This is a genomic window from Streptomyces sp. NPDC006365, assembly GCF_042870755.1.
Taxonomy (GTDB): Bacteria; Actinomycetota; Actinomycetes; order Streptomycetales; family Streptomycetaceae; genus Streptomyces; species Streptomyces xiangluensis.
In genome coordinates, this window is sequence record NZ_JBIAHS010000012.1 from 17,150 (window position 1) to 44,141 (window position 26,992).

Sequence of the window (26,992 nt, forward strand, 5' to 3'; positions counted from 1 at the left end):
GGCATCACACCCCCCTCAAGCCGCCGCCGGAGGCACCGTATGCCCGAAGCGGAGGAGGTTTTCGGGGTCGTAGGTCTGCTTGGTGTGGCGTAGGTGGTCGTAGACCTCGGGAGTCCAGGCTCGGGCTCGGTCCAGGGCGTCCCCGGGGCGGCCGTGGAGGTTGACCAGGGTGAGGCCCGTGCCGTACGGGGACATCGCGGAGTGCAGGGCGGACGTGGCCGTTTCGGCTGCGGTGGCGATGCGGGAGTCGGGTACGACGGCTACCGAGGCAAGGACGTACTCGGCATCGCGGGCACAGATCGCGTCCTCTACGGCGGCGGGGCGGGCCAAATTGCCGCCCATATGGCGGAGTTCGACGAGCAGGAGCGGGTAGTCGGGGGGCGCCGTCGGCCCTGCGTTCTCCAGGAATGTGCGGATCGCGTCGGGGGTCAGGTCGCGCAGCAGGGTGCTGCACTCCCGTGCGGGAAGCGGGTCGTGCGGATCCGAGTAGATGTCGTCCATGGACGTGTAGTCCATCTCCGCCACCGTGTCGACCGTCACGGGCGCGGCCTGGCGCATCGGGGCGACCAGCCGCTCGCCCTCGGCCGTGTCGCCGGTCCAGGCGATCGCGACGCGGGCCCAGAAGCCGCCGCGGTGGGGGCCCCTCCCACGCCCTTTGGGCAGTGGGGGAGGCTCGGGGATCTCCGGCAGGGGCGGCCGGCGCAGCAGTGTGAACGCCGAGCACATCTCGTTCGGGACGGTGCGGGTCCAGTCGGTCCAGGCGCGCAGCAGGGGTTCGGCGTGCTTGCCCGGGCAATAGATCCCGCCGCCGAGGATGCGGGACAGTGGCAGCAGCTCGCAGACCATCGAGGTCACCACGCCCACGTTGCCCTTGCCGCCGCGCAGGGCCCAGAACAGGTCGGGCTCGTGCTCTGCGTCGGTCTCGCGCGCGGTTCCGTCGGCCGTGACGACCTCGAAGGAGCGTACGTAGTCGGCGGCGTAACCGTAGGCACGGCCGAGTACCGGCAGCCCGCCGCCCAGCGTGCAGCCGACGGCGCCCGAGTCCGTGGACGAGCCGCTGAGCCCGGCGAGGCCGTGCGGCGCGCCCGCCTCCATGACGTGCCGCCACTTGGCTCCGGCGGCGATCGTCGCGGTGCGTTCGCGGGGATCGATCCGTACGTCGGTCATGCGGGCGGTGTTGATCAACAGGCCGCTCTCGATGGGGAAGTTCGCGCCGTGCCCGGTGGCCTGGACGGCGACGGGGGTGCCGGTGGCGTGCGCCCACCGCATCGCGGCCACCACGTCGTCGGCGCCGGTCGCCCCCACGACCAGGTCGGGCGTGTGCCGCGCGGCCAGGTTGAAGCCGGTGACCTCGTCGGCGTAGCCGGGGTCGTCGGGCCGTAGCACCGGGCCGTGGATGTCGGAGAGGGCGAAGAGGTCGGGGAGGTGGTCGGCGGTGGTCATCGCGTCCTCCGGGGAGCGCGGGCGTGCGGGCTGCGCGGTGGAGGGGCCCCTTTTCCACCCAGCATGGACCCGCGGTTTGGGCTTCGCATGCGGAGGCGGATCGTGGGCGCGGGGGCCGGGAAGCGTCCGGTGATCCCCGACTCCGCGTCGGCAAAGGTGGTCCTGGGGCGGGCGTAGCGTAGAGGGCATGACGAAGTACGGATCCTTCCCCGGTACGCGGCCGCGGCGGCTGCGTACGACTCCCGCCATGCGCCGCATGGTCGCCGAAACCCGGCTGCACCCGGCCGACTTCATCCTGCCCGCGTTCATCCGCGAAGGCGTCAGTGAGCCGGTGCCCATCGCCGCGATGCCCGGGGTCGTGCAGCACACGCGGGACAGCCTGAAGAAGGCGGCGGTGGAGGCGGTGGAGGCCGGGGTCTCCGGGATCATGCTGTTCGGTGTGCCGGAGGAGTCCAAGAAGGACGCCCTCGGGACGCCGGGGACCGACCCGGACGGGATTCTGCAGGTCGCCCTTCGTGACGTACGGGCCGAGGTGGGCGACGAGCTGCTCGTCATGTCCGACCTCTGCCTTGACGAGACCATCGACCACGGGCACTGCGGCGTCCTCGACGACCAGGGCCGCGTCGACAACGACGCGACGTTGGAGCGGTACGCGGAGATGGCCCAGGTGCAGGCCGACGCGGGTGCGCATGTGGTGGGGCCGAGCGGGATGATGGACGGTCAGATCGGTGTCGTCCGCGATGCGTTGGATCAGATCGGTCGTGAGGACGTCGCGATCCTCGCGTACACCGCCAAGTACTCGTCGGCCTTTTACGGTCCGTTCAGGGAGGCTGTCGCCTCGTCGTTGAAGGGTGACCGGAAGACGTATCAGCAGGACCCCGCCAACGTACGGGAATCCATGCGGGAGTTGGCTCTCGACCTGGAGGAGGGCGCCGACATGGTGATGGTCAAGCCGGCGGGGCCTTACCTGGACATTCTTGCGCGGGTTGCGGAGTCGGTGGATGTGCCGGTGGCCGCGTACCAGATCTCCGGGGAGTACTCGATGGTCGAGGCCGCGGCGGAGAAGGGGTGGGTGGATCGGGATCGGGCGATCCTGGAGACGCTTACCGGGATCAAGCGGGCGGGGGCCCAGAACATTCTGACGTACTGGGCCACGGAGGCTGCGCAGAAGTTGCGCTGACGCTCCGCGCGGGCGCTCCGCTGTGCCTCGCGCCCCTGAAGGGGCGCTACCGCCGCCGTGGGAAGTCCCGTACTCTCGCGACTCGTTGTGCCGTCGAGCGGGGAGCGTCGCGTATGCCGAGTGGGCTTATCGCGTTGGCGCTCGGCGGTTTTGGTATCGGGCTGACCGAGTTTTTGATCGCTGGGCTGTTGCCGCAGGTGGCGTCTGGTTTTGCGGTGTCCGAGGCGGCGGCGGGGTGGCTGATCTCCGGGTATGCGTTGAGTGTCGCGGTCGGTGCGATCGTGCTGACCGCGGCGACTACGCGGTTGCCTCGTAAGCAGGTCCTGGTCGGGCTGGTCGCCTTGTTCGTCGTCGGCAATCTGTTGTCCGCCGTCGCGCCCAGCTATTCGGTGATGCTGTTCGGGCGGATCGTTGCGGCGCTGTGCCACGGGTCGTTCTTCGGTATCGGCTCGCTGGTTGCACGCAGTCTGGTCGCGCCGGAGAAGAAGTCCCGCGCTGTGGCGGTCATGTTCGCCGGGCTGACAGTCGCGAACGTGCTGGGCGTGCCGTTCGGTGCGCTGGTCGGTGAGCGCTGGGGTTGGAGAGCGGCGTTCTGGGCGGTCACCGCGATCGGCGTGTTCGCGCTGGCGGGAATCATCGCCCTTGTCCCCGGCTGGGCGGGAGAGACGCGGTCGTCGGCGGTGAAGGGCGGCTCGGGCTCGATATCGGCCGACGGCTTGCGGGACCAGTTCCGGGCGTTCCGGTCCTGGCAGGTGTGGCTGACGCTGACGGCCACAGCGCTCAGTTATGGCGGGATGTTCGGGGCGTTCAGCTATATCGCCTACACGTTCACCGAGGTCGGGGGCTTTCGTTCCTCGGACGTCGCCTGGCTGCTGATGGTGTACGGAGTCGGCCTGGTCGTCGGGAACGTGATCGGCGGACGGGCCGCCGACCTCGATCGTGACCGCGCCCTGGTCCTCGCTCTGCTCGGACTCACCGTCACCCTGGCCGTGTTCGGGCTGTTGGCCGGCAGCGCCACGGCGTCGGTGATCCTCGTGTTTCTGATGGGGGTGACCGGGTTCGCCAGTGTGCCCGGAATGATCACCCGCGTCACCGACTTCGCCCATGGAGCGGCGCTGGCCGCCAGCGCCAACGTATCCGCGTCCAACGTCGGCAACGCCCTTGGCGCCTGGCTCGGGGGCCTGGCCATCACCGCGGGCTTCGGCTACACCGCGCCGCTCTATGTCGGTGCCGGGATCGCCCTGACCTCCGTCATCGTCATGGTGGTAGCCGCGCGCCAGGTCAGGTCGCCCGCTCAGCAGGCTGACCACCTCGTGTAGCACGGGAGTCGCGGGCCGCTCCGCGTAACCGCGCACTGCCCTGCCCCGAAGCGCTTCGGGTCCACCCGTCTCTTGCGATGCGTCACTCAGTGACAACACACTCGTGACCCCACGCGGCCTTCACGGCTCAAGCGCCGGCCCACTGGAACCCCGCCCAAGCCCAGCGCGGCGGCCGGGCACCATCAAGTCGCCCCAGGAGTTAGGTTGTTGCCGATTTGATGAGCTGACGTTTGATGAACTGAAGAGGGATGGTCTCCATGAGCGGTGATGCTCTCAGCCAGGACCCCGCCGAGCTGAGGAAAAGGATCGACACCACCAAGGCGCACCCGGCACGCGTCTATGACGTCTTCCTCGGGGGCAAGGACAACTACCCCACCGACCGCGCCGCGGCGGCAGCGGCGCTCGCGGCCAACCCGCGCGGTTACCTCGATGTGCGGCACAACCGGGACTTCATGCGGCGGGCCGTGACCCGGCTGGCCCAGGAGGACGGGATCCGGCAGTTCCTCGACATCGGTACAGGGCTGCCGACCGCCGAGAACGTCCACCAGATCGCCCAGCGGATCAACCCCGAGTCACGGATCGTGTACGTCGACAACGACCCGGTGGTACTCGCGCACGCACGCGCCCTGTTGACCAGCGGACCCGAGGGCAGGACCGACTACATCGACGCGGACTTCAAGTACCCCGCGCAGATCCTCGAACAGGCCGCGAAGACCCTGGACTTCGACGAGCCGATCGCGCTCGCGCTGGTGGCGATCCTGCACTTCGTCGACGACGAGGAGGCATACCCGGTCGTACGCGAGCTGATGGACGCGCTGCCGTCCGGGAGCCGTCTCGTGCTCAGCCACATCACCGAGGACCTCAACGCGGAGAACGTTCGCGCGGTGCAGCGGACGTACACGGAGCGCGGGTTCACGTTCGTGCTCCGCACCAAGGAGGAGGTCGAGCGCTTCTTCACCGAGACGCCCGGCGTCCAGCTCGACGAGCCCGGTGTCGTCCCCGTCCACCACTGGCACCCGGGCCCGGCGCCCGCCCCCGAGGCCGCGGACTCGACTGACTTGGAAACCCTCGACGACATCGACAAGCTCCGCTACCTGGACATCAACGACGTCACGGACGCAGACATCAACGTCTACGGAGCGGCCGGCCGCAAGGCATGAGGCAGGGGCATCACCCCGTGCCGAACCACGTCTCCGCCAGCGCGTCCAGCGTCGGCTTCGGCGGGGCGGGGAGTTCGCGGAGGTACCAGGGCAGATTGCTGTAGATGTGCAGGAGGGCGTAGGCCATGAGGGTGCGGGGGGCGAACGGGGGGCGGCCGTACGCCTCGTAGAACCGCTTGAGCAGGCGCGGGTCGCCGCACGTCACGAACAGGCCCACGCCCACGAAGTCGTACGCCGGGTCGCCGATCATGGCGGGTTCGAAGTCGAACAGTCCGGTCAGGCGCCAGCCTTGGGGGTCCACCGTCAGGTGCTGGCGCATGAACTCGGTGTGCAGCAGCACGCGTCGCGGCGGAGGCGGCAGCGGGACCGAGTCCAGGAACCAGGGGATCTGTTCGAGCCAGGATGGCGCGAGGCCGACGGCCCGCTGCTGCTCGACCACCTGCGCCCGCTGGGCGGCGATCAGCGTCCGCCAGTCCGCAGGGCCCACCGCGGTCGCGATCGGTGCCGGGTTCAGGGCATGCAGCGCGGCCAGGGTCTCGGCGGACTCCGTGATGATCCGGTCCCGGTCCGCGGAAGGGATCCGCGGCCACGCCTGAGCGAGGTCCACGCCGGGCAGCCGGGACATCAGGAGGTAGTGCCAGCCGTTCTTGTACGCGCCCGCCGAGTGCAACTGCGGTGTGGACAGCGGGAGTCTGCCGTACAGATGGCTCAGCACCTGCTCCTCGCGTACGCACTCGGCCTGCTCGAAGGCCGGAAACAGTTTGACCACGTGCGCCTCACCGATGGCGTACACGGGCAGCGAACCCTCCTCGAAGCGGACGATCCGCTGCCCGGCCAGGCGGAGTCGTTCACACAGGTCCGCGACGGCGGGCCGCAACAGCGCCTCGTCTCCGACGACTTCGTCCAGTTCCTCGCCGGTCTCCACGAGTGGCAGCATGGGTGCTCTCCCTGCTCTCCCAGCTAGCGATCCAAAGCGGTCCAAAGCGATCAACAGGGCTTTGAATTCCGCCGAGTTGGGGCTCCCTCGACGGTTAGAGGGCCTGCGCCGCCCCGCAGCATCGCATACTTCGGGACAAGATCAGACACTTCAACCTTTGGCCTTGGCTTGCAGTGCCTTTCCGAACGGTCAGCGTCCCTTTTCGCCGAGATCAAGGCGAAGCCCGGTGACGAACTGCGGCTCCGTCTGTGGAGCGAGTTCGTCACCGGGCAGGTGGTGCTGCCTCAGGCCGAAGCGGCGATCACAGGCGCTCCGGCGTCCTGATGCCCAGCAGGGCCATGCCCTGGTGGAGGGTCTTGGCCGTGATGTCGCACAGGAACAGACGGTTCTCGACCTGGGCCGGCGTGTCCGCCTTCAGGACCGGGCACTTGTCGTAGAACGACGTGTACAGGGACGCCAGTTGGTACAGGTACGCCGTCAGCTTGTGCGGCGCGTACTCGGCGGCGGCCTCCGCGAGCGTCTCGGCGAACCGGTCGATGTGCAGGCCCAGGGCCCGCTCGGCGTCGGTCAGTTCGAGTTCCGGGTGGGCGGCCGGTTCGGTGCTGCCCGCCTTGCGCAGGATGGACTGGATACGCGCGTACGCGTACTGCAGGTACACGCTCGTGTCGCCGTTCAGCGACACCATCTGGTCCAGGTCGAACTTGTAGTCGCGGCTCGCGGACGTCGACAGGTCCGCGTACTTCACCGCGCCGATGCCGACCTGCGCACCGCGCTCGGCGATCTCCTGCTCGGAAAGGTCCTGCGCCTTCTCCCGTACGACGGCCGAGGCGCGCTCGATCGCCTCGTCCAGGAGGTCGACGAGGCGGACCGTCTCGCCCTCACGGGTTTTGAAGGGCTTGCCGTCCTTGCCGAGGACCGTGCCGAACGCCAGCTGTACGGCCAACGCGCCGCCGTTCAGCCAGCCCGCCCTGCGTGCCGTCTCGAAGACCATCCTGAAGTGGAGGGACTGGCGGGCGTCCACCACGTACAGGAGGGTGTTCGCCTTCAGGTTGAAGACGCGGTCCCTGATCGCGGAGAGGTCGGTCGCCGCATAGCCGTAGCCGCCGTCCGACTTCTTCACGATCAGCGGGACCGGGTTGCCGTCCGGGCCCTTGATGTCGTCGAAGAACACGCACAGCGCGCCCTCCGAGCGGACCGCGACGCCCGACTCCTCCAGCAGGCGGCAGGTCTCGTCCAGCATGTCGTTGTAACCCGACTCGCCGACGATGTCCGGGTCCTGGATCTCCATGTCCAGCTTGTCGAAGACCGAGAAGAAGTAGATCTTCGACTCGTCCACGAACTTCTGCCACAGCGCCAGAGTCTCCGGATCACCTGCCTGAAGATCGACCACCCTGCGGCGGGCCCGGGTCTTGAACGCCTCGTCGGCGTCGAAGAGCGTGCGGGACGCCTTGTAGAGCCGGTTCAGGTTCGACATGGCCTCCTCGCCGGAGACCTCGCTCTCCTCGTGATCGAGCTCGTGCGGGTGCTCGATCAGGTACTGGATGAGCATGCCGAACTGGGTGCCCCAGTCGCCGATGTGGTGCCTGCGCACCACTGTCTCGCCGACGAACTCCAGGATCTTGACCACCGAGTCGCCGATGACCGCGGAACGGAGGTGCCCTACGTGCATCTCCTTCGCCACGTTCGGCTGGGCGTAGTCGATGACCGTGGTGCCGGGGTTCTCGGCATACGGCACGCCGAGGCGGGCCACCGGGTCCGTCGCGCGCTGCGCGAGGTTCTCCACGATCGCCTTGTCCGTGATCGTGATGTTGAGGAAGCCCGGGCCCGACACCTCGATGTCCTTGATCACATCACCGGTCACGACCTGCTCGACGACGCCGCTCGCCAGCTCCCGCGGGTTGGCCTTCGCCTTCTTCGCCAGCGCCAGAATCCCGTTGGCCTGGAAGTCGGCTCGGTCGCTCCGTCGCAGCAGGGGGTCGACGTCGGCGTCGGCCGCCGACGCCGGGAGGGCGGCGGTGAGCGCGTCCGCCAGGCGCTGGTGGACGTGGGCGGTGAGGGACGTGACCGAGGCCATGGGATGGGTGCCGTTCTCGTCTTGGGTGCGGTGGATGTCGCCAGTATCCCATGGGGGGTAAAGCGGTTTTTTGTGCGCGTGGGTGGGGGTTGGGCGGGTTGTTTTCACCCAGGCGGCGTCCAGCGGCGGAGCCCCTGGTGGGCGTTCGGGGCGAAGCCGCGGGGATGGGACGGGCAGGGGCGGCGGGGGCGATGAAAAGGCGTTTTCGTGGATGGTGGCGGAGCTGGGAGAATGGTGTGGTCAGCCGGGCGGAACCACATGGCGCCGGGCGATGGCGAACCCCTGAGGAAAGAAGGACGTGCCGATCGTGGGTCAGAGCACCGAGACCACCGACTGGGTCTCCCGTTACGCGGATGAGGTCATCGAGGAGTCGGAGCGTCGGGCCCCGGGCAAAGTGACATCAGTCGCTACCGCTCCGGTCGTTGTCGTCGCGTCCGGCCTCTCGCCCTCCGGGCCCATCCACCTGGGGAATCTGCGGGAGGTCATGACGCCGCACCTCGTCGCCGACGAGATCCGTCGGCGCGGGCACGAAGTCCGGCACCTGATCTCCTGGGACGACTACGACCGGTACCGCAAGGTGCCGAACGGCGTCGCCGGGATCGATGAGTCGTGGGCCGAGCACATCGGCCGCCCGCTCACCTCCGTGCCCGCACCCAAGGGCTCCCCCCACCCCAACTGGGCCGAGCACTTCAAGTCCGCCATGACCGAGGCCCTGGCCGAGCTGGGCGTCGAGTTCGACGGGATCAGCCAGACCGAGCAGTACACGAGCGGCGTCTACCGCGAACAGATCCTGCACGCCATGCGGCACCGCGCGGACATCGACGCGATCCTCGACCAGTACCGGACCAGGAAGACCCCGGACGGTCAGCAGAAGAGCAAGAACAAGCAGCAGCAGAAGCCCGTCGACGCAGCCGAGCTCGAGGCCGCCGAGGGTTCGGGGGCCGCTGCCGAGGACGACGGGACCGGGTCCGCCGGGTACTTCCCGTACAAGCCCTACTGCGGCGGCTGCAACAAGGACCTCACCACGGTCACGGCGTACGACGACGACACCACCGAGCTGACGTACACCTGCACCGAGTGCGGCTACTCGGAGACCGTTCGGCTGAGCGAGTTCAACCGCGGCAAGCTCGTGTGGAAGGTCGACTGGCCGATGCGCTGGGCGTACGAGGGTGTCGTTTTCGAGCCCTCCGGCGTCGATCACTCGTCCCCGGGCTCCAGCTTCCAGGTCGGCGGACAGATCGTCGGCAGCATCTTCGGCGGCAAGCAGCCGATCGGCCCCATGTACGCCTTCGTGGGGATCAGCGGCATGGCGAAGATGTCGTCCTCCCGCGGCGGCGTGCCCACACCCGGCGACGCCCTGAAGATCATGGAGCCCCAGCTCCTGCGCTGGCTGTACGCCCGCCGTCGGCCCAACCAGTCCTTCAAGATCGCCTTCGACCAGGAGATCCAGCGGCTCTACGACGAGTGGGACAAGCTGAACGCCAAGGTCGCCGACAGCACCGCCCTGCCCGCAGACATCGCCGCCCACTCCCGCGCCGTAGGGACCGCCGCGGGCGAGCTCCCGAAGACCCCGCGGCCCATGCCATACCGCACGCTCGCCTCCGTCGCCGACATCACCGCAGGCCACGAGGACCAGGCCCTGCGCATCCTCAGCGACCTCGACCCCACCAACCCGCTCGCCTCGCTCGACGACGTACGGCCGCGGTACGACAAGGCCGAGGCGTGGATCAACACCCAGGTACCGGCCGAGCAGCGGACCGTCGTCCGTCACGAGCCGGACGTCGAACTGCTGAAGTCCCTCGACGACCAGGCCCGCGAATCGCTCCGGCTGCTGATGGAGGGGCTCGACTCGAACTGGTCCCTCAACGGGCTGACCCACCTCGTGTACGGCGTGCCCAAGGTCCAGGCCGGGTTCTCCCCCGATGCCACGCCCAAGGAGCTGCCGCCGGAGATCAAGTCCGCCCAGCGTTCGTTCTTCGCGCTGCTCTACCACCTCCTCGTCGGCCGCGACACCGGGCCCCGGCTGCCCACGCTGCTGCTCGCGGTGGGGGCGGACCGGGTACGGAAGCTGCTCGGAGCGTAGGAGTTGGTGATACGTGGCTGGGGGCGCCCGGAGCCACGCGGCGGTAGCCGCACAATCGGCAAGGTCGGGCGCCCCCAGCCACGTACGCACGACGGCTATGCGATGTGGTCCTCCTCCAGTTCCGTGTTGAAGCGGTTCTGGAAGCGGTCCGAAAGGCGCTTCAGTTCGCTGTCGGTGAGCTTCTCGCCGTACTGGGCCGCGATGTTGTCGCCGAACTCACGCGGAGTGGGGAAGCTGCCGTTGATCGACTGGCGGAACACCTGGTAGTAGCCCTCCTCGGACGGCTCCGCATGCTCCTCCCGCTGGGCGGGGATGGGGAGTTGGCGCGGCGGTGCCGCCGCCGGCTCCGGTGTCCCACCGCCCTCGCCCAGCTGGCGGGTGCGACCGCCCGGGCCCGTCGGGATGCGCCAGCTGCCCGTGTCCTCGGGGCCGGGCTCGTACTCCTGGGCCTGGTCCTGAGCCTGGTCCTGGAGTTGGTCCTGGGCCTGGCGCTGTTCCTCGTACCACTGCTGGTCGTACTGCTGGCCGTCATACTGCTCCACGGGCTCGTACGACGGGTCGTAGCCGCCCTCGTAGACGACCTCCTGGTGCGGGGGTGCGAACCAGGGGCTGGACTCGGGTTGCTGGGCCTGCGCCTGTTCCTGGACCTGCTGCTCCGGAACGGAGTCGTCCTCGGGGACGCGTTGCTCCCTGGCAGGGGTCCCGGGCGTCCCGGCCCGCTGCGAAGGCTCCAGCTCCCGTTCCGGCTGCCGCGGGGCCGGAGGCAGCAACACCGGCTCGATGCCCGCCGCCGCGAGGCCCGAAGGGGCGGTCTCGGCGAGCGGGACGCCATAGCGGGCCAGACGCAGCGGCATCAGGGACTCCACCGGAGCCTTACGACGCCAGGCGCGGCCGTAACGGGAGCGGAGACGGGCCCGGTAGACCAGACGCTCCTGCTCCAGCTTGATCACCGCGTCGTACGAACGCAGCTCCCACAGCTTCATACGGCGCCACAGGAGGAAGGTCGGGACGGGGGAGAGCAGCCAGCGCGTGAGGCGTACGCCTTCCATGTGCTTGTCGGCCGTGATGTCCGCGATCCGGCCGATCGCGTGCCGGGCCGCCTCCACGGAGACCACGAACAGGATCGGGATGACGCCGTGCATACCGACGCCCAGCGGATCCGGCCAGGCGGCGGCGCCGTTGAACGCGATCGTCGCCGCCGTCAGCAGCCACGCCGTCTGACGCAGCAGCGGAAACGGGATGCGGATCCAGGTCAGCAGGAGGTCCAGGGCCAGCAGGACGCAGATCCCCGCGTCGATGCCGATCGGGAAGACGTAACTGAAGTTCCCGAAACCCTTCTCGACTGCGAGTTCCCGCACCGCCGCGTACGAACCGGCGAAGCCGATACCGGCGATGACGACCGCCCCGAAGACGACGACCCCGATGAGGATCCGGTGCGTCCTGGTGAGCTCCATTGGCGCGGCCACCCGTACTCCCCTCCTTTTTGCGACGTGTTGCGCGGAACAGGGTGGCACATGTGTGCGGCTCGCGGGTGTCCGAAAGGGTGCCACAACCGCTTCGGTACGGCTTCGGTATACGGCGTGAGCCCGGCCCCGTGCGGGCCGGGCTCCGTCAAAAGGCTGAGGCGGACCGGGAGTCGGGACCGGCCGCGCCGGCCGCGCCAGTCCTTCCGCAGCCCTTCGTCAGTTCTTGTCCTCGGTCAGTTCTTCGCCGGGGACTTGCTGGCCGAGGCGGAGGGCTCGCTGCCCTTGGCCGGGGACTCGCTCGCGCCCTTGCTCGGGCTCGCGCTCTCGCCGGAACCGGAGCCCGATCCAGATCCGCCGGACTGATTGGCGGTCACCACCGCCTCCACGGCCTCCTTCGCCGCCTTCAGCGCCGCCTTCGACAGGTCCTCCGCGCTCGGAGCCTTGTCACCCGCGAGACCCGCGCCGTTGTAGTCCAGCGACACAACGATGTTCTCGGCCCGGGCCACGACCACCTGCTGCTTGAAGGTGCCTTCCTTCTTCTTCAGGTCGTAACTCACCGACGTCGCCTCGTTGCCCGTACCGGACACCGGCTCGGACTTGGCGTTCGTCGCGCCGGTCTCCGCGCGCACGTCCTGGACCTGGTCGGCGTAGTACGCCGACGCCAGCTTCTCGCCCGTACCCCGGGTCTGGTCCGACTCGAAGCGCAGCAGGGACACGCTCAGCCAGCGGAACTGGGAGCCCTTCACACCCTTGTCCTCCAGGCTGTCCCAGGAGCAGCTGCCGCGCGTCGCCGTGTCGTCCGACCTGCCCTCCTTGCCGGACTTGGAGGCCTTCGGCACGAGCTCGCCCAGAGTCTTCGACGAGAACACCTTGCACGGCTCCGGCAGCTTCGCGTACGCGGCCTCCTTCACCACCGCCGCCTTCGTGGCGGAGGCGGACGCCTTCGCGTCGGAGTCCTTCTTCGCGGCGTCACCGGAGTCGGAGCCGGAGTCCGAGGAGCAGCCTGCGGCGACGAGCATCACCGGAACAACGGCTGCGCTGATGAGGATGCGGGGGAGTCGCTGTGCGGGTCGGTGCATGGTTCCTTCACTCAAGACGCGTTTTGTGTGCGTGCGGTCGGGTCCGAGGGGCCACGGTACGCCGTACGGGACGGATGTGACTTCCATACCGCCCAGCCTCACGACCCTCCTGCGACCGCTACTCGTTCAACGTGCCGTCGAGTTGATCCGCCAGTTCCCGCACCCTGTCCTGCATGTCCTCGCTGCTCGGGACGTCCGTCGTGCTCGTCGGCTGCTCGTCGTACCGGATCGTCACGAGCACATTGGACGTGCGGAACACCACAGTCACCGTGCGCTGCCGCGAGGCGCTCAGCGCATCGTCCAGGAAGGCCTCGTCGCCGAGATCATCGAGAGTGCGGGGCTGGAGGGAAGCGGGGGTGGCGCTGGGGGAAGGGGTGCCGTCCGACGTGGCGCTCGGATCGTCGGTGGGGATGGGGGAGCCGGCGTCGCCGTCGCCTGCGCCGCCCGTCGCCCCGCCTGTCACTTCGTCCGATGCGCCTGAGTCATCCGTAGTCGGGGTCGACGTGGAGGTGGCACTCGGGGACGACGGGGCGGGCACGGGCAGATCCGCCGCCTCCTCCTTCGTCGCGTAGATCTCGGAGGCGCGGCTGTCGTCGCTCACGACGCTCTCGTACGAGACCACGCGCTCGAAGTCCACCCACAGGTGATCCGTCGCACTCGTAGCCTCCGCCTTCCAACGGCAGCCGACCTTCCGGTCCGTGTCGTACGTCAGCGTCGGCGCCCCCGCATACGCCCTCTCCCGCTGCTCCGCGTCAGTGACCTGCCTGAGCCCCGGCAGCAGAGCGTCGAGCGTGCCCCGCTCGACGGCACCGCACGGCTCCGGGAGCGTGCGGTACCGGCCGGGCTCCGCCGTGGCAGCCGTCGCACCCGAGCCGCCCTGCTTCGAGTCCGTCGGCTCGTCACCGCCGTCCGAACCGGTGCAGCCGGCCAGCGTCGCCGTCGCCGCGAGGAGCGCGGCGACGCCGAATACGTACGCCTTCCGCTGCACGGGGGCTCCTCTCGCTCTGCTTATTCGCTTGCCGCCCGAAGGCGGCCGATGACCACAATGTGTATCGCACGCACGGCCGTGAACGCCGGTTCGCCTTCCCTTTCGTAGACCTTGGCCCCGGTATTTGCGATGCCCGAACTTTGTTTGTCTTACGGGGGATTGAGGACGTTATGTCGTATGTAGAGGTACCGGGAGCGAAGGTTCCCATCCGCATGTGGACGGACCCGGCCGCGGTCGAGACCGGCGCCCTCCAGCAGCTCCAGAACGTCGCCACGCTGCCGTGGATCAAGGGGCTGGCTGTCATGCCGGACGTGCACTACGGGAAGGGCGCGACGGTCGGGTCGGTCATCGCGATGCGGGGAGCTGTCTGCCCGGCTGCTGTTGGTGTCGACATCGGGTGCGGGATGTCGGCGGTGAAGACGTCTCTGACGGCGAATGATCTGCCGGGGGATCTGTCTCGGCTGCGGTCGAAGGTTGAGCAGGCCATTCCGGTCGGGCGGGGGATGCATGACACTGCCGTTGAGCCGGGGCAGTTCCATGGGTTGGCCGCCGCGGGGTGGGATGACTTTTGGGGGCAGTTCGACAGAGTTGCGGAAGCGGTGCGGTTCCGTAAGGGACGGGCAACTATGCAAATGGGAACCCTTGGGCAGGGAAATCATTTCTGGGAGTTTTGCCTCGATTCGGACAATTCCGTCTGGATCATGCTGCATTCCGGTTCCCGGAACATCGGTAAGGAGCTCGCGGAGCACCACATCGGTGTCGCTCAGAAGCTCCCGCACAACCGGGGACTTGTCGACGGCGACCTGGCTGTCTTCGTCTCGGACACGACGCAGATGGCGGCGTACCGGCATGACCTCTACTGGGCGCAGGAGTACGCGAAACGCAACCGCGCCATGATGATGGCGATTTCCAAGGAAGTGATTCGCCGCGAGTTCAAGAAGGCGAAGGTCACCTTCGAGCCTGAGATCTCGTGCCACCACAACTATGTCAGCGAGGAGCGGTACGAGGGCATGGACCTCCTCGTCACCCGCAAGGGCGCGATCCGCGCGGGCTCCGGCGAGTACGGGATCATCCCTGGCTCGATGGGCGCGGGTTCGTACATCGTGAAGGGCCTCGGCAACGAGAAGGCCTTCAACTCGGCCTCGCACGGGGCCGGTCGGCGTATGAGCCGCAATGCGGCGAAGCGCCGCTTCACGACGAAGGACCTGGAGGAGCAGACGCGGGGCGTGGAGTGCCGTAAGGACTCCGGCGTCGTCGACGAGATCCCGGGCGCGTACAAGCCGATCGAGCAGGTCATCGACCAGCAACGCGACCTCGTGGAGGTCGTGGCGAAGCTGAAGCAGGTTGTCTGCGTGAAGGGCTGAACTGTGGGCGGGGCTCGGGCTGTTGTCAGCCCGAGCCCCACTGTTCAGTGCCTCACTGGTCCTTCGGCATCAGCAGTCGGCAGTCACGTAGTCGCCACAGGCGCATGCGGCAGCTCATCTCGGTTCGACCGAGTTCTTTGGCTGCTGCTACTGGGTCACTGAGCTTGAGCAAGAGCTGGTCCTCCGATGCCTTCCAGCTGCGCTGCGAATGCAAGGCCCTCATGTCAGCCGGGCGCGACCATGAGGCGATTGAGTCGGCCTTGACCTGCTTTCGCCCGAGGGAGAGGCAACCCGGGTAGTACAGGTCCGCAACCAGCATCTGGGCGATGTCCTTCTCGTACCCGATGTTGTAGATGTCGTCACGCGTGTTGCGCTTGATGAGACGCTGAGCCCCTGTGACCTGCTTGGCGTAGAAGCACAGGTAGGCGCCGATGGCTGTGCTGGCTGTCGTCAGGGAGATGAATGGGGAGCCCTGACCCGTGTAGCCCACTGAACCGTCGGCGTCGATGACACCTCTGAGATAGTCGCGGCGTGAGAACTCGACGCGGGGTGGGGTGATCTTCTTCGACTTGCGGCCGTAGGGCAGGCCGAGTTGGTGGAGTTTGCTCCTTGCTTCGAGGGAGCACAGGGTCCAAGTCGCCGAATGATACTCCTCGGTGAAGTTCGTGGATCGGACGCGTTCGATGACGCTGCTGTTGTAGGGCGTCAAGTGCTTGAACCTGTACAGCAGATCGACGTCCCTGATGTTGAGCTCGACAGACAGACGGCCCTTTTGGCCAGACCCTTGGTGTAGATGCCCGTCGGCCTGCAAGAAGCCGAACATGTAGGCGTACTCAGGGACTCCGAGGTTCATGAACTCAGCGCACTGCTGGGCGTTAGGCTCGCGTTCAGCCACAGGGAAGGCCTACTTCCTTGGTGGTCAGGCCCTCGGTTGGGATGCCGGTCCCGGCCGAGGGCCGTCGTTTTTGATGTTGTGGCGCGAGCCTAGATCGGGAGTTCAGGTCCCGTATGGGCGATCTACCTGGTTCACCCTTCTGGGTTACTGGGGCACCACCTCTGCACGCACGCGTGACCGCGTAAATCACGAGCCGGTTGCGTCCGTGGAGTTCACACTGCGGAGGTGACTGAACCCGTCGTGCTGTCCAGTGAGTTGTTGGGATTTCCTGCTGACGCCCGTGTCCTCATCGTCAACTGCGATGACTTCGGGATGCGTCGCGGGATCAATGCCGCCGTCATCGAGGCGATCGAGCGTGGGATTGCGAGTTCGTGCAGCCTTATGGTGCCGTGTCCCGGAGCCGGAGAGGCCATGCGGTTGTTGCGGGAGCGGCCGGGGATTCCGTTCGGGATTCATCTCACGCTGGTGTGTGAGGCGGAGCGGGAGGGGGCATGGGGGCCGGTTGCCTCGAAGGAGCGGGTGGGATCGTTGCTTGATGAGGCCGGGGAGTTGTTCTCGCCTGACAGAAGTGATGAATTGCTTGGGCAGGCTCGGATCGAGGATGTCGAGGTCGAATTTCGGGCTCAGGTCGACGCCGTGGTGGGGGCCGGGTTGGCGCCCACTCACCTCGACTGGCATTGCCTTGCCGATGGCGGGCGGGACGACATCTTTGAGCTGACCTTGTCCTTGGCCGGCGAGTACGGACTGGCTGTACGGGTTTGGGGTGAGGCCGGGCGGCAGACGGTGCGCGGGCTGCCGGTTACCGACAACGACTTCCTCGACAGCTTCTCGCTGGGGCTGGAGGGCAAGGCGGCTCGGTATGCCCGGCTGCTGCGTGAGTTGCCGGTTGGGCTCAGTGAGTGGGCGGTGCATCCCGGGGTGCGGGATGAGGAGTCGCGGGTGGTCGAGCCGGGGGGATGGCGGGTGCGGCAGACCGATCATGAGTTTCTGATGTCGGCCGAAGCCCGTGAACTCCTGCGGGAGGAGGGGATCTTCGTGATCGACTACGGAGGTATTCAGGAGCGGTGGCCAGGGAGCCGTCGGCCGGGCGGGCGGTGAACCGTGGTGAGGGGAGTTGGGGTTGGCGCGGGGCAGCAGTGGGCGGGCCGGGGATCTATCGCCGGGCAACCCGCTCCCGTTACCGCCCGGCCCGGGCCCAGTGTGGATCGCGTCCCGTCTCCGCGAGCAAGCGGTCGAGCGGTGACGCGGTGTCCGGCACCTCCACCGGAGTCGCGAACATCCCCATCGCGCGGGCGGTTGGTGCCATTTCCTCAACCGTCGCGGTGACTTGGTCCAGTACCGGGTCGGTGGTGTCGTTCAGTCGGTACTCCTGGTCCGTGGCGCGGGCCAGGTCCCAGGCGTGGACGGTGAGGTCGAGCAGGGCCAGCGAGGCGACGGTCCGTGCGGGCATGTTCATGGTGCCGGTCGTGCCCTCCTCGGCGCCCGGTGCGGACCAGGCTGCCGCGAGGCGGCTCGCCTCGGTTGCGAAACGGTCCCTCCAGGCGGGATCCGCGGCGATGTAGTCCGGGGTCTCGGTGAAGTCCGAGTCCTTCTTGGCGGCCAGGTTCTGGAATTGCACGGTCACGTGAAGAAGGTGGTTGACCAGTGACTTCACGTCGTAGTCGGCGCATGGTGTGGGGTCGGCCAGCCGTTCGTCGGGCAGCGCGCGTATCACCGGCAGGGCCCGTTCGGCCGCCGTCGCCAACAGATCTCCGAGGGCGTACGTCCGTGGGTTCACAGCCTGGTTCGTGTCCATGCGACGACTGTACGAACGTTCCGCAGCCCTCTCTTGAAGAAACGCGACGGCATACGATCCGGACATGGCCGTACGCCGCCGCGACAAGCGTGGGATCCGCGACACCCGGGGCATCGTCGACCCCTCCGGGCTCCTGACCCGCGTGCGGTTCCGTCGTCACGAGCCCGCCGAGCCGCTGCGGCGCCACATCGAGACGTACTGGTTCATCGACTGGGACCTGCCCGAGCCGTACGTCTCCCAGGTCGTCCCGCACCCGTCCGTCAACGTCTCCTTCCAGTGGGACGGGGACGGGGACGAGAACGAGGGCGCCCCGCCCTACGGCGAGGTGCACGGTGTCGCGCTCGGGCTGTTCGCCAGGAAGCTGACGGGGCGGGGGCGGGTGTGCGGGGCGAAGTTCTGGCCCGGCGGCTTCCGGCCGTTCGTGCCGGACGTGCCCGTGTCGCGGTGGACGGGCCGCGTACTGCCCGCCCAGGACGTGTTCGCGCAGGCCACCTGCGACACCGCCCGCCAGGTCGTGAGCCCCGCCGATGACGCAGCCCGTGTCGCCGCGCTCGACGCCTTCCTGCTCTCCCTCGCCCCGGCCCCCGACCCGCAGGCCGACCTGGCCATCGACCTCGTCACCCGCATCCGCGCGAACCGCACCGTACGCCGCGTCGACGACTTCGCCGGCGCGGAGGGCGTCTCGGTACGGGCGCTGCAACGTCTCTTCGCGGCGTACGTCGGCGTCAGCCCGAAGTGGATCATCCTCCGCTACCGGATCCACGAGGCCCTGGAGCTGGCCGGCACCCGGCGTGACATCGACTGGGCCGCCCTCGCCGCCGACCTCGGCTATGCCGACCAGGCCCACCTCATACGCGACTTCACGGCGACGGTGGGGGTGCCTCCGGCGGCCTACGCTCAGGCGCACAGCTCTCAAGGGGCGTAGGGGCATAAGAGACTTAAGGGGCTTAAGGAACGAGCACGATACGTCCCCGCACGCCGCCTTCCGCCAGCCGGGCGTGCGCCTTGACCGCGTCGCCCAGGGCGTACGTCTCGGCCACCCGCGCCGTCAGTACCCCCTCGTCCAGGAGCGCCACCAGCCCCGCGAGGCGCGCCCCGTCGGGGGCCACCGACACCGCGCCGGTCCGCACGCCGCGTACGGAGGCGGGGGCGGCCTGCGGAATGACGCCGAGGTACGCACCGCCGTCCCGCACCCACTCCAGCGCGGCCTCGCCGAGTATCGCGGCGTCGAGCACCGCGTCCACGCTGCCCGCCTCGACACCGTCCGACGACGCGAAGTGGGCCGCCCCCAGGGAACGTACGAGTTCCTCGTCGCTCTCGCGGGCCAGGGCGGTCACGGAGATCCCGCGGTGGGCGGCGAGCTGGACGGCGTAACCGCCTACGGCGCCCGCCGCGCCCGTCACCAGGAGTTCCTGACCCTTCTGGAGGTCCAGCTGATCCAGGGCCTGGGCGGCCGTGAGGGCGTTCAGCGGAAGTGTGGCGGCGTGCGAGGCGTCGACCGTGGTGGGCGCCTTGGTCACCGCGTCGGCTTCCACGATCACGTAATCGGCGTGGGTGCCAAGGGACGCCCCCATGGCGAACAGGAGCGCGACCACCTCGTCGCCGACGCTCCAGCCGGCCGTTGCCCCAGCCGTCGCGTCGACCCTGTCGACCGTTCCGGCCACGTCCCAGCCCAGGCCGTGCCGCTCGCCCGCACCGCCGAAGATGCCCGCGAACGCGCCCGCCCGCACCTCCGCGTCGACCGGGTTGAGGGTGGCGGCCGCGACCTTGATCCGCACCTGCCCTGCGCCCGGCTCCGGGACGTCCGTCTCGATGATCTCCACGGCTTCCGGACCGCCGAAGGCCGTAACAACTGCTGCACGCATGACAACTCTCCCCATTTACAGGTGTTTTGTGCTGGTATTCATCCCGTTGCGACAACCCTAGGGAGAGCTGCTATCTTTCCGTAAGTAGGCACCTGAAGGTGCGTACATCACCCGGAGGTATGCGGAGGCGCGAGCCATGGCCACCAAGACGGCAGCCCAGCGGCGTGAGCAGGCACGCATCGAGTACGACGCCTTCCTCCAGGCCTGCCCGACCAACCAACTCCTCGCCCGTCTCAGCGACAAGTGGGTCAGCCTCGTCGTCGCCTCGCTCGCCTCCGGGCCCATGCGTTACAGCGACCTCGGCCGCAGGATTGCGGGGGTCAGCCCCAAGATGCTGACGCAGACGCTGCGTTCACTGGAACGGGACGGGATCGTGGCGCGGACCGTCACTCCGTCCGTGCCGGTGCGCGTCGACTACGAACTCACTCCGCTCGGCATGAACCTCTGCAGCCTCCTCGTGGCGGTGAAGGACTGGGCGGAGCTGCACATCGAGGAGGTCATCGAGGCACGGGAGCGATACGACGCGGAGGCTTCCCAGGCCGAGGCCAAGGCCCAGACCTAGGCTTCGGTTTCGGTTTCGGTTTCGGGGGAGTCGGGCGCACCGCCCCGCAACCGGGCGGTCTGTGTCGCCGTGAACTCCGCCGTCCGTCTCATGTGGCCGATGAGCAGGGCGAGTTCGTCGTCCCCGAGTTCCTCGAACAGGGCGTACCAGTCGCCGCTCAGCCGCCGCCACATCCGGCCGAACTCCTCGGCCTTCTCGGGCACGGTCGCCACGAGTACCCGTCGCCGGTCGCCGGCATCCCGCTGCCGTACGACGTACCCGGCCCGCTCCAGCCGGTCCACGAGCCGCGTCGCCGATCCGGTCGTCAGTCCCGTCAGCTCGGCGACGCGTCCGGTCGTGACCGGCTCCCTCTCAAGGCTGAGCAGGTTGAGGCACTGGAGGTCCGTGGGATGCAGATTCAGCTGGTCGGCGACGGCCTGGTTGAAGAGGGCGTACAGGGCCATGCAGCGGCGCGACTCGGTGGCCAGCTCGGAGAGCAGACGGCTGCGCCGCGCATCGGTGGTGGTGCCGGACCCGGACATGAACATGGACCTGGGCAGGGTCATACGGGCATGTATCCCACCAGGCACCCCCGACAAGCCCCGCGAACAGGTGACGGAACCGGCCCGTCGGCATACGCCCCGCCCCATGCGAAGCTGCACCCATGCTCGTCGCCCGCTCCGCCGCCCTGTTCGCCCTCGCCGCGTTCTTCGAGATCGGCGGCGCATGGCTGGTCTGGCAGGGCGTACGCGAGGATCGCGGCTGGCTGTGGATCGGCGCCGGGGTCATGGCTCTCGGCGCGTACGGCTTCGTCGCCACCCTCCAGCCCGATGCGAACTTCGGCCGCATTCTCGCGGCGTACGGCGGAGTCTTCGTCGCGGGGTCGCTCGCCTGGGGCATGGTCGCGGACGGCTTCCGGCCCGACCGCTGGGACGTGACGGGCGCGCTGATCTGCCTCGCGGGCATGGCGGTGATCATGTACGCGCCGCGAGGCTGACCCGCTGAAGGAACAAGGACCTCAGGCCGGCAGCCTCCTCAGGCCGGCAGGTCCTCAGGCAGGGAGGTCTTCCGGCAGCAGCCCCAGCTGTCCGAGGAAGTCCAACTGGTCGAAGTAGAGCCGGTAGTCGGCGATCCGGCCGTCCTCGTCGATGGTGGCCAGGTCGACCCCGCGGATCCTGATCTCCTTCTGGGTCGCGGGCAGCGACTCCCCGGAGGGCAGGTGGATCGGCCCGGTGTTCCTGCCGCTGAAGAAGCCCTCGTCGACGGCGGTGTTGCCGATCTCGTACGAGTGCACCGGCTCGAACGCGCCGTCCGGGATCGCGTCCGTCATCTGCCGCCAGTACTCGACGATGTTGTCCCGCCCGTGGATCTCTCCGCCGTCGGACGTCACGGCGACCGCGTCCGCCGCGAACAGCTCGTTGAGGGCCTTGATGTCCGGGGGCGCGGTGACCGCCTCGGTGAGCCGGTCCATGACCTCACGTGCCTGTCCCATCGATCCACCTCCCGTTGCGGGGGATCACCCACCTCGATTTTCCCACCGTCCCCGGACCCGTGCATCAGGTCACCGGCCGGCCGTACGCCCCGATCGCCGGGACGCGATCGGCGCCCTGGTCTGCCCGGCCGGAATGGCCGTGATCATGTACGCGCCCGGGGAGGCAGCTGAGCTCGAAGAGGAACAAGCTGGAAGGACATGCTCCTGAAGAAGGGCGAGGAACCATGACGGCGACGACACAGAGCGAGACGCCCGTCGCGTTCGAAGGCGAGGGCACGGAGCTGCGCACGCAGGAGATCGGCGGCGACATGTCCGTCGCGTTCGTGCGGTTTCCGCAGGGCACGGACATGGCACCGGTCCTGAAAGGGCAACCGGACGACCTGTGCCAATGCCCCCACTGGGGATTCCTGCTCAAGGGCCGGCTGAAGATGCGTACGAAATCCGGGGACGAGATCTACGAAGCCGGACAGGCCTTCTACTGGGCCCCAGGGCACGCCCCGGAAGCCCTCGAGGACTGCGAGTACGTCGACTTCTCGCCGACGAAGGAGTTCAACGAGGTCATCGACCACGTGAAGGCACAGATGGGATGACGGGGCGGGGCGGCTCCAGGGGGGCGTTGGCTGCGTCAGGGCATTCGACGTCCGCACCCGCCACCGGCCTATCCTGGCGGGGATTCGAACGCCGACTCGCGCGAGCGAGCGCGGACCCGCACCCCGCCCGAGGAGCAGCCCATGACCGCCCCCGCCGCCAAGTCCCGTATCGCTGTCGTCACCGGCGCGAGCAGCGGCATCGGGGCCGCGACGGCGCGGCAGCTGGCGGCGGCCGGCTACCGGGTGGTCCTCACGGCCCGCCGCAAGGACCGTATCGAGGCGCTGGTGGAGGAACTCGAGGCGGCGGGCCACCAGGCGACGGCGTACGCGCTCGACGTCACCGACCGCGCGGCGGTCGACGAGTTCGCCACCGCCTTCAAGACCATTGGCGTGCTGGTCAACAACGCGGGCGGCGCGCTCGGCGCCGACCCGGTCGCCACGGGCGACCCGGCGGACTGGCGCCAGATGTACGAGACGAACGTCCTCGGCACGCTCAACGTCACCCAGGCCCTGCTCCCCGCCCTGACCGCGAGCGGCGACGGCACGGTGGTCGTCGTCTCCTCCACCGCGGGCCACGGCACGTACGAGGGCGGCGCCGGCTACGTCGCCGCCAAGCACGGCGCCCACGTGCTCGCCGAGACCCTCCGCCTGGAGATCGTCGGCACCCCGGTGCGTGTGATCGAGATCGCCCCCGGCATGGTCAGGACGGACGAGTTCGCCCTCACCCGCTTCGGTGGCGACGAGGAGAAGGCGGCGAACGTCTACGCGGGCGTGGCCGAGCCCCTGACCGCCGACGACGTGGCCGACACGATCACCTGGGCGGTCACCCGCCCCTCCCACGTCAACATCGACCTCATGGTCATCCGTCCCCGGGCCCAGGCCTCCAACACGAAGGTCCACAGGGAGCTGTGATGCCGGACGCCGAACCCGCCCGGGAACAGGAGCAACGCCGCCTGGCCCAGGAGAAGAAGAACGAACGCTACGTCTGGTGGTATCTGGCGTACTTCCTCTTCGGCATCCACATCGTGGCGTTCGTCATGATCTACGCGGTCATGCACGCGAAGTAGGCGCTGCGCACGCGAGGTCGGCGGTCACGCACGCGGAGCAGCCGCCTCCTCGGAGCGCCCGCCCCGCCCCGGAACCAGCCGACGAACCCTCCGCTTCCACTCCTCGATCCGCGCCTTGCGCCGCACAGCCCTCAGCTCCCTGAACAGCCCCTCGTAGCGCGCCACGATCGGCTCAGCGTCGTATCGATGCGCGCTCTCCAGCGCCGCTCGTCCCATCTCCCGTCGGGCGGACTCGTCCGCGATCAGGTCGAGCATCGCCTCCGAGAGGGCGCGGGCGTCGCCCATGGGGACGAGGCGGCCGTTGACGCCCTGCGTGATGATCTCGGCGGGCCCGAGGGGGCAGTCCGTGCTGATGACGGGCACGCCGCAGCGCATCGCCTCGACGAGCGTCATCCCGAACGACTCCCCGTCCGAGGCACTGACCACGAGTGAGGACTGGGCGAACTCCGCCTCGATGGGGGTGTGCGGGCCCATGAGCTGGGCACGGTCGGTCAGGCCGAGGCCGTCGATCAGCGACTGGAGCTTGTCCTTCTGAGCCCCGCCGCCGTAGATCCGCAGCCGCCACTCCGGCTCCTTCGCGGCGACCGCCGAGAACGCCTCGATCAGCAGGTCGAACCGCTTGCCGGGCACGAGCCGTCCCGCCGCAGCGATCACCTTCGCGTCCCCGGTGGAGGGGGCAACGCCCTTCGGCGCCGGCACGATGTTCGGCACGGACGTGACCCGTACGCCCGGCAGCGGCATCCGCCTCCGGTACACCTTCGCGTCCGCCTTCGTCGTCGTCACGAGAGCGTCCAACTCGACGTATTCCTCCGCCAGTACGGCCCGCAGCCGCTTGCTGTGCGCATCGTGACTCAGGTGTTCCTGGCCGATGCGCAGAGCGCGGGGCGCCGCGAAGCGGGAGACGTACACGTTGATTCCGGGGCGGGTGCCGATGACGACGTCCGCGTCGCTCTTCGCCAGGTAGTCGCGTACGCGGAGGTCGGTCAGGCGGTTGTACTGCTTGTGCCGCTTGTCGGAGGAAGGGAAGTCGGTCGCCGGCTCCGCGTGCAGGGGGTCCGTGAGGTCCGCGCTGCCCTCCTGTGTGTCCACGAGCGGTACGAGCGTGATGCGGGGGTCGACGTCGAAACGCGGCACGTCCCGGTGGCGTGACATCGACACGATCGTGACCTTGTGCCGGTCGGCGAGCGCTGAAGCGAGGTTGAGTGTGGTGCGGACGGTGCCCCCGATGGCGTAAGCGTTGTGCAGCAGGAACACGATCCTCATGCGTTTCGCGGCCTTCCTACGCTTCATACGGTGCGTGCCTTCCCCGTCGCGGCTCACCGCCCTTGGTCCCACGGGAGACAGTGGCCGGGCGAGGTAAGCCACCGGTCCCAGCGGGGTGAGAACCGGGTAAGAGACCCGGCGTACCCCTGCTCATCAGGTACTACGTATCGCAGGCCTTGGCAGACTGGTCGCGTGCCCCACACCGTGCTGCTCGCCGAGGACGACCGCGCCATCCGCCACGCCCTGGAACGCGCCCTGACCCTCGAAGGGTACGAGGTGACGGCCGTCGCCGATGGCGTGGAGGCACTCGCGCAGGCCCATCGCAGGCCGCCGGGCGTACTCGTGCTCGACGTGATGATGCCGGGCATCGACGGCCTCCAAGTCTGTCGCGTCCTGCGTGCCGAGGGCGACCGTACGCCGATCCTGATGCTCACCGCGCGCGTGGAGACCGCCGACCGCATCGCCGGCCTGGACGCCGGAGCCGACGACTACGTCGTCAAACCCTTCGACGTCGACGAGGTGTTCGCCAGACTCCGGGCACTGCTGCGGCGTACGGACCTTGCCGTCGGCGTACCCGAAGAACAACAACCCATACCCGGCGCCCCACTTGCCGTGGCAGGGCTGCGCATCGACCCGCCGGCCCGGCGCGTCTGGCGCGGGGAGCGTGAGATCGAGCTCACGCGGACGGAGTTCGACCTCCTGGAACTCCTCGCCCGCAACGCGGGCATAGTCCTCGACCACTCCACGATCTACGACCGCATCTGGGGCTACGACTTCGGCCCCGGCTCCAAGAACCTCGCGGTGTACGTCGGTTACCTTCGGCGCAAGCTCGACGAGCCGGGTGTGCCCGCCCTGATCCACACGGTGCGGGGCGTTGGGTACGTACTGAGGGAGGACTGAGTGCCTTCCGCGGCGCGGCGGTTCGCGAGGTCGCGGGGGCTGTCCTCGTTGCGGGCCAGGTTCGCGGTGTCGTTCGCGCTCGTCGCCGCGGTCGTGACCGTACTCGTGGGATTTCTCTCGTACGACGCTGCCGCCCGGCTCGTCCGGGTGGACCAGCAGACCGTGTTCGAGGACGTGGTCCGTGACCTGCGCGCCCAGGTACGCCAAGACGCCCTGACGCCCGAGGACTTCGCCGCCTCCGACACGACGGACGGCGGCCCGCGCGAGAACCTGATCCGGCCGAGCGGCACGGTCGTTCAGGTCCTCGGCCCCGACGGCACGGTCGTGGACGCCGGCAGCTCTCCGCTGCCGGCCGACGCAGACGACCGGCGGGCCGCGTCGGCATCGACCGCCGGTCGGCTGGCGGAACACCGCGACGTCGAGGTCGGCGGCGAGGTGTACCGGATCGCGACCGTCGCGCTCGGCGGGGGCCGGGGCGCGGTGCAGGTCGCGCAGGAGTTCTCCGGCACGGAGGACCTGCTGCGCGAACTCCAGCAGCGGACCGTGCTGTTGGCGGCCGCGGTCGTGGTCGCCGCGGGTCTCTTCGGCTGGTGGCTGGCCCGCCGGATCACCTCCCGCCTGGTCCGCCTCGCGGGCGCCGCCGAGGACGTGGCCCGCACGGGCCGACTCGCCACCCAGGTTCCGGTCACCGGCCGAGACGAGGTAGCCCGCCTGGGCCGCTCCTTCGACCGCATGCTCGGCCGCCTCGCCCAGTCCGAGGAAGACCAACGCCGCCTCGTCCAGGACGCGGGCCACGAACTCCGCACACCGCTGACGTCCCTCCGCACCAACATCTCGATGCTCCGCCGCATCAACGAACTCCCGCCCGCGGCCCAGGAGGAACTGGTGGCGGACCTGACCGATGAGTCCCGCGAACTGACGGACCTGGTCAACGAGTTGGTCGATCTGGCGGCGGGCCAGTCCGCCACCGAGCCGCTCCAACGGGTCGCCGTGGCCGACATCGCGGAGGACGTGGTGGTGGCGGCCCGCCGGAGGACAGGGCGCGAGATCGTCGTACGGGCCGCCGGCGGGACGACGGTGAACGGTCGCCCGGTGGCGCTGCAACGCGCACTGTCCAACCTGGTGGAGAATGCGGCGAAGTTCGACCGGGGAGGAACGGCCCCGATCGAGATCGCGATGACGGGCGACGACGGCTCGGTCCGTATCGAGGTCCTGGACCGAGGCCCCGGCATCGCGGAGGAGGACCTGGAGCGGGTCTTCGACCGCTTCTACCGGGCGCCGGACGCGCGAAGCCTGCCTGGCTCGGGGCTCGGTTTGTCGATCGTGCGGGAGGTGGCGACCTCGCACGGGGGTGAGCCGTTCGCCCAGCGCAGGCAGGGCGGAGGCTCGGCAATCGGCTTCACGGTGGCCGACGGTCGCGCCCCGTAGGAGCGCGCGGCTGTGTCAATGTCGCCCCTTGCGAGGGGTCTCCCGGAGGGCAGGTGTCGCCAA

General features: G+C 68.8%; 26 protein-coding genes. 14 read left to right on the forward strand and 12 right to left on the reverse strand.

Features of this window, described 5'->3' with window-relative positions; all coding sequences use genetic code 11:
- Nucleotides 1–15: 15 nt before the first annotated feature.
- The gene (locus ACFYO0_RS28625; protein ID WP_388681658.1) at nt 16–1,443 is read right to left on the reverse strand and encodes an FAD-binding oxidoreductase; all 1,428 of its coding nucleotides are present in this window, start codon (nt 1,441–1,443) and stop codon (nt 16–18) included.
- A 187-nt stretch (nt 1,444–1,630) separates the two neighbouring features.
- On the opposite strand from ACFYO0_RS28625, the gene hemB reads away from it, so the two are divergent.
- The 3 genes from hemB to ACFYO0_RS28640 all read left to right on the forward strand — a co-directional run bounded on the left by hemB (nt 1,631) and on the right by ACFYO0_RS28640 (nt 5,102).
- On the forward strand, nt 1,631–2,623 hold the full coding sequence (gene hemB / locus ACFYO0_RS28630; RefSeq protein WP_388681660.1) for a porphobilinogen synthase: 993 nt from the start codon (nt 1,631–1,633) through the stop codon (nt 2,621–2,623).
- A gap of 113 nt (nt 2,624–2,736) precedes the next feature.
- Nucleotides 2,737–3,942, forward strand: a complete 1,206-nt coding sequence (locus tag ACFYO0_RS28635; RefSeq protein WP_388681663.1) for an MFS transporter — start codon at nt 2,737–2,739, stop codon at nt 3,940–3,942.
- A 257-nt stretch (nt 3,943–4,199) separates the two neighbouring features.
- Nucleotides 4,200–5,102 carry an SAM-dependent methyltransferase gene (locus ACFYO0_RS28640; protein ID WP_388681665.1) on the forward strand — a complete coding sequence of 301 codons (903 nt, stop codon included), beginning with the start codon at nt 4,200–4,202 and terminating at the stop codon, nt 5,100–5,102.
- A gap of 10 nt (nt 5,103–5,112) precedes the next feature.
- Here ACFYO0_RS28640 and ACFYO0_RS28645 read toward each other — a convergent pair whose 3' ends face one another.
- A complete protein-coding gene (locus ACFYO0_RS28645) occupies nt 5,113–6,039 on the reverse strand; it encodes a phosphotransferase family protein (protein WP_388681668.1) in 927 nt (308 codons plus the stop codon).
- Nucleotides 6,040–6,340: 301 nt separating this feature from the next.
- A complete protein-coding gene (argS, locus tag ACFYO0_RS28650; RefSeq protein WP_388681671.1) occupies nt 6,341–8,113 on the reverse strand; it encodes an arginine--tRNA ligase in 1,773 nt (590 codons plus the stop codon).
- Between the two features lie 298 nt (nt 8,114–8,411).
- On the opposite strand from argS, the gene lysS reads away from it, so the two are divergent.
- Complete coding sequence (gene lysS / locus ACFYO0_RS28655) at nt 8,412–10,196, forward strand: lysine--tRNA ligase (RefSeq protein ID WP_388681674.1); 1,785 nt, start codon at nt 8,412–8,414, stop codon at nt 10,194–10,196.
- Nucleotides 10,197–10,291: 95 nt separating this feature from the next.
- Here the strand turns inward: lysS and ACFYO0_RS28660 are convergent, their stop codons facing one another.
- The 3 genes from ACFYO0_RS28660 to ACFYO0_RS28670 form a co-directional block, all read right to left on the reverse strand.
- Entirely contained in the window at nt 10,292–11,662 is a 1,371-nt protein-coding gene (locus ACFYO0_RS28660; RefSeq protein WP_388681676.1) for a DUF2637 domain-containing protein, read from the reverse strand.
- Nucleotides 11,663–11,895: 233 nt separating this feature from the next.
- A complete protein-coding gene (locus ACFYO0_RS28665) occupies nt 11,896–12,741 on the reverse strand; it encodes a DUF3558 domain-containing protein (RefSeq protein WP_388681679.1) in 846 nt (281 codons plus the stop codon).
- A 118-nt stretch (nt 12,742–12,859) separates the two neighbouring features.
- Nucleotides 12,860–13,729, reverse strand: a complete 870-nt coding sequence (locus tag ACFYO0_RS28670; RefSeq protein ID WP_388681682.1) for a DUF3558 domain-containing protein — start codon at nt 13,727–13,729, stop codon at nt 12,860–12,862.
- Nucleotides 13,730–13,899: 170 nt separating this feature from the next.
- Between ACFYO0_RS28670 and ACFYO0_RS28675 the strand changes: the two genes are divergently transcribed.
- The gene (locus ACFYO0_RS28675) at nt 13,900–15,093 is read left to right on the forward strand and encodes an RtcB family protein (RefSeq protein WP_388682252.1); all 1,194 of its coding nucleotides are present in this window, start codon (nt 13,900–13,902) and stop codon (nt 15,091–15,093) included.
- Between the two features lie 52 nt (nt 15,094–15,145).
- Here ACFYO0_RS28675 and ACFYO0_RS28680 read toward each other — a convergent pair whose 3' ends face one another.
- On the reverse strand, nt 15,146–15,988 hold the full coding sequence (locus ACFYO0_RS28680; protein ID WP_388681685.1) for a hypothetical protein: 843 nt from the start codon (nt 15,986–15,988) through the stop codon (nt 15,146–15,148).
- A 225-nt stretch (nt 15,989–16,213) separates the two neighbouring features.
- Between ACFYO0_RS28680 and ACFYO0_RS28685 the strand changes: the two genes are divergently transcribed.
- Nucleotides 16,214–17,086 carry a polysaccharide deacetylase family protein gene (locus ACFYO0_RS28685; protein ID WP_388681687.1) on the forward strand — a complete coding sequence of 291 codons (873 nt, stop codon included), beginning with the start codon at nt 16,214–16,216 and terminating at the stop codon, nt 17,084–17,086.
- Between the two features lie 79 nt (nt 17,087–17,165).
- Here the strand turns inward: ACFYO0_RS28685 and ACFYO0_RS28690 are convergent, their stop codons facing one another.
- A complete protein-coding gene (locus tag ACFYO0_RS28690) occupies nt 17,166–17,783 on the reverse strand; it encodes a TIGR03086 family metal-binding protein (RefSeq protein ID WP_388681690.1) in 618 nt (205 codons plus the stop codon).
- Between the two features lie 64 nt (nt 17,784–17,847).
- Between ACFYO0_RS28690 and ACFYO0_RS28695 the strand changes: the two genes are divergently transcribed.
- Entirely contained in the window at nt 17,848–18,708 is an 861-nt protein-coding gene (locus ACFYO0_RS28695) for a DUF6597 domain-containing transcriptional factor (RefSeq protein ID WP_388681692.1), read from the forward strand.
- 22 nt (nt 18,709–18,730) lie between these two features.
- Here the strand turns inward: ACFYO0_RS28695 and ACFYO0_RS28700 are convergent, their stop codons facing one another.
- Nucleotides 18,731–19,648 carry an NADP-dependent oxidoreductase gene (locus ACFYO0_RS28700; protein ID WP_388681694.1) on the reverse strand — a complete coding sequence of 306 codons (918 nt, stop codon included), beginning with the start codon at nt 19,646–19,648 and terminating at the stop codon, nt 18,731–18,733.
- Nucleotides 19,649–19,784: 136 nt separating this feature from the next.
- Between ACFYO0_RS28700 and ACFYO0_RS28705 the strand changes: the two genes are divergently transcribed.
- Nucleotides 19,785–20,210 (forward strand): winged helix-turn-helix transcriptional regulator, encoded by a 426-nt coding sequence (locus ACFYO0_RS28705; RefSeq protein WP_388681698.1) that lies wholly within the window; start codon nt 19,785–19,787, stop codon nt 20,208–20,210.
- Here the strand turns inward: ACFYO0_RS28705 and ACFYO0_RS28710 are convergent.
- Nucleotides 20,207–20,755, reverse strand: a complete 549-nt coding sequence (locus ACFYO0_RS28710) for a MarR family winged helix-turn-helix transcriptional regulator (RefSeq protein WP_388681701.1) — start codon at nt 20,753–20,755, stop codon at nt 20,207–20,209. The genes ACFYO0_RS28705 and ACFYO0_RS28710 overlap by 4 nt on opposite strands.
- Before the next feature lie 98 nt (nt 20,756–20,853).
- Here ACFYO0_RS28710 and ACFYO0_RS28715 point away from each other — a divergent pair, with 98 nt between their 5' ends.
- A complete protein-coding gene (locus ACFYO0_RS28715) occupies nt 20,854–21,186 on the forward strand; it encodes a YnfA family protein (RefSeq protein ID WP_386347242.1) in 333 nt (110 codons plus the stop codon).
- A 54-nt stretch (nt 21,187–21,240) separates the two neighbouring features.
- On the opposite strand, the gene ACFYO0_RS28720 is transcribed toward ACFYO0_RS28715, so the two are convergent.
- Nucleotides 21,241–21,681 (reverse strand): ester cyclase, encoded by a 441-nt coding sequence (locus tag ACFYO0_RS28720; RefSeq protein WP_388681705.1) that lies wholly within the window; start codon nt 21,679–21,681, stop codon nt 21,241–21,243.
- A 224-nt stretch (nt 21,682–21,905) separates the two neighbouring features.
- Here ACFYO0_RS28720 and ACFYO0_RS28725 point away from each other — a divergent pair, with 224 nt between their 5' ends.
- From ACFYO0_RS28725 to ACFYO0_RS28735, 3 genes are all read left to right on the forward strand, one after another.
- On the forward strand, nt 21,906–22,271 hold the full coding sequence (locus ACFYO0_RS28725; protein ID WP_388681708.1) for a hypothetical protein: 366 nt from the start codon (nt 21,906–21,908) through the stop codon (nt 22,269–22,271).
- Between the two features lie 141 nt (nt 22,272–22,412).
- Entirely contained in the window at nt 22,413–23,183 is a 771-nt protein-coding gene (locus ACFYO0_RS28730; protein WP_388681711.1) for an SDR family NAD(P)-dependent oxidoreductase, read from the forward strand.
- Complete coding sequence (locus tag ACFYO0_RS28735) at nt 23,183–23,338, forward strand: hypothetical protein (RefSeq protein ID WP_386347234.1); 156 nt, start codon at nt 23,183–23,185, stop codon at nt 23,336–23,338. Before ACFYO0_RS28730 ends, ACFYO0_RS28735 begins: the two co-directional genes overlap by 1 nt.
- A 24-nt stretch (nt 23,339–23,362) precedes the next feature.
- On the opposite strand, the gene ACFYO0_RS28740 is transcribed toward ACFYO0_RS28735, so the two are convergent.
- Nucleotides 23,363–24,601: a glycosyltransferase family 4 protein gene (locus tag ACFYO0_RS28740; protein ID WP_388681714.1), complete on the reverse strand. Its 1,239-nt coding sequence runs from the start codon at nt 24,599–24,601 to the stop codon at nt 23,363–23,365.
- Between the two features lie 192 nt (nt 24,602–24,793).
- Between ACFYO0_RS28740 and ACFYO0_RS28745 the strand changes: the two genes are divergently transcribed.
- The gene (locus ACFYO0_RS28745; RefSeq protein ID WP_388681717.1) at nt 24,794–25,501 is read left to right on the forward strand and encodes a response regulator transcription factor; all 708 of its coding nucleotides are present in this window, start codon (nt 24,794–24,796) and stop codon (nt 25,499–25,501) included.
- Nucleotides 25,502–26,929, forward strand: coding sequence for an ATP-binding protein (locus ACFYO0_RS28750; protein ID WP_388681719.1), 1,428 nt, complete (start codon nt 25,502–25,504; stop codon nt 26,927–26,929).
- The last annotated feature ends 63 nt before the right edge of the window (nt 26,930–26,992 follow it).

Excerpts from the sequence above, each read along its gene's own strand:
- ACFYO0_RS28625 (WP_388681658.1), bottom strand. The coding sequence starts at position 1,443 with ATGACCACCGCCGACCACCTCCCCGACCTCTTCGCCCTCTCCGACATC.
- hemB (WP_388681660.1), top strand. The coding sequence starts at position 1,631 with ATGACGAAGTACGGATCCTTCCCCGGTACGCGGCCGCGGCGGCTGCGT.
- ACFYO0_RS28635 (WP_388681663.1), top strand. The coding sequence starts at position 2,737 with ATGCCGAGTGGGCTTATCGCGTTGGCGCTCGGCGGTTTTGGTATCGGG.
- ACFYO0_RS28640 (WP_388681665.1), top strand. The coding sequence starts at position 4,200 with ATGAGCGGTGATGCTCTCAGCCAGGACCCCGCCGAGCTGAGGAAAAGG.
- ACFYO0_RS28645 (WP_388681668.1), bottom strand. The coding sequence starts at position 6,039 with ATGCTGCCACTCGTGGAGACCGGCGAGGAACTGGACGAAGTCGTCGGA.
- argS (WP_388681671.1), bottom strand. The coding sequence starts at position 8,113 with ATGGCCTCGGTCACGTCCCTCACCGCCCACGTCCACCAGCGCCTGGCG.
- ACFYO0_RS28665 (WP_388681679.1), bottom strand. The coding sequence starts at position 12,741 with ATGCACCGACCCGCACAGCGACTCCCCCGCATCCTCATCAGCGCAGCC.
- ACFYO0_RS28675 (WP_388682252.1), top strand. The coding sequence starts at position 13,900 with ATGTCGTATGTAGAGGTACCGGGAGCGAAGGTTCCCATCCGCATGTGG.
- ACFYO0_RS28690 (WP_388681690.1), bottom strand. The coding sequence starts at position 17,783 with ATGGACACGAACCAGGCTGTGAACCCACGGACGTACGCCCTCGGAGAT.
- ACFYO0_RS28695 (WP_388681692.1), top strand. The coding sequence starts at position 17,848 with ATGGCCGTACGCCGCCGCGACAAGCGTGGGATCCGCGACACCCGGGGC.
- ACFYO0_RS28700 (WP_388681694.1), bottom strand. The coding sequence starts at position 19,648 with ATGCGTGCAGCAGTTGTTACGGCCTTCGGCGGTCCGGAAGCCGTGGAG.
- ACFYO0_RS28705 (WP_388681698.1), top strand. The coding sequence starts at position 19,785 with ATGGCCACCAAGACGGCAGCCCAGCGGCGTGAGCAGGCACGCATCGAG.
- ACFYO0_RS28710 (WP_388681701.1), bottom strand. The coding sequence starts at position 20,755 with ATGACCCTGCCCAGGTCCATGTTCATGTCCGGGTCCGGCACCACCACC.
- ACFYO0_RS28715 (WP_386347242.1), top strand. The coding sequence starts at position 20,854 with ATGCTCGTCGCCCGCTCCGCCGCCCTGTTCGCCCTCGCCGCGTTCTTC.
- ACFYO0_RS28720 (WP_388681705.1), bottom strand. The coding sequence starts at position 21,681 with ATGGGACAGGCACGTGAGGTCATGGACCGGCTCACCGAGGCGGTCACC.
- ACFYO0_RS28725 (WP_388681708.1), top strand. The coding sequence starts at position 21,906 with ATGACGGCGACGACACAGAGCGAGACGCCCGTCGCGTTCGAAGGCGAG.
- ACFYO0_RS28730 (WP_388681711.1), top strand. The coding sequence starts at position 22,413 with ATGACCGCCCCCGCCGCCAAGTCCCGTATCGCTGTCGTCACCGGCGCG.
- ACFYO0_RS28735 (WP_386347234.1), top strand. The coding sequence starts at position 23,183 with ATGCCGGACGCCGAACCCGCCCGGGAACAGGAGCAACGCCGCCTGGCC.
- ACFYO0_RS28740 (WP_388681714.1), bottom strand. The coding sequence starts at position 24,601 with ATGAGGATCGTGTTCCTGCTGCACAACGCTTACGCCATCGGGGGCACC.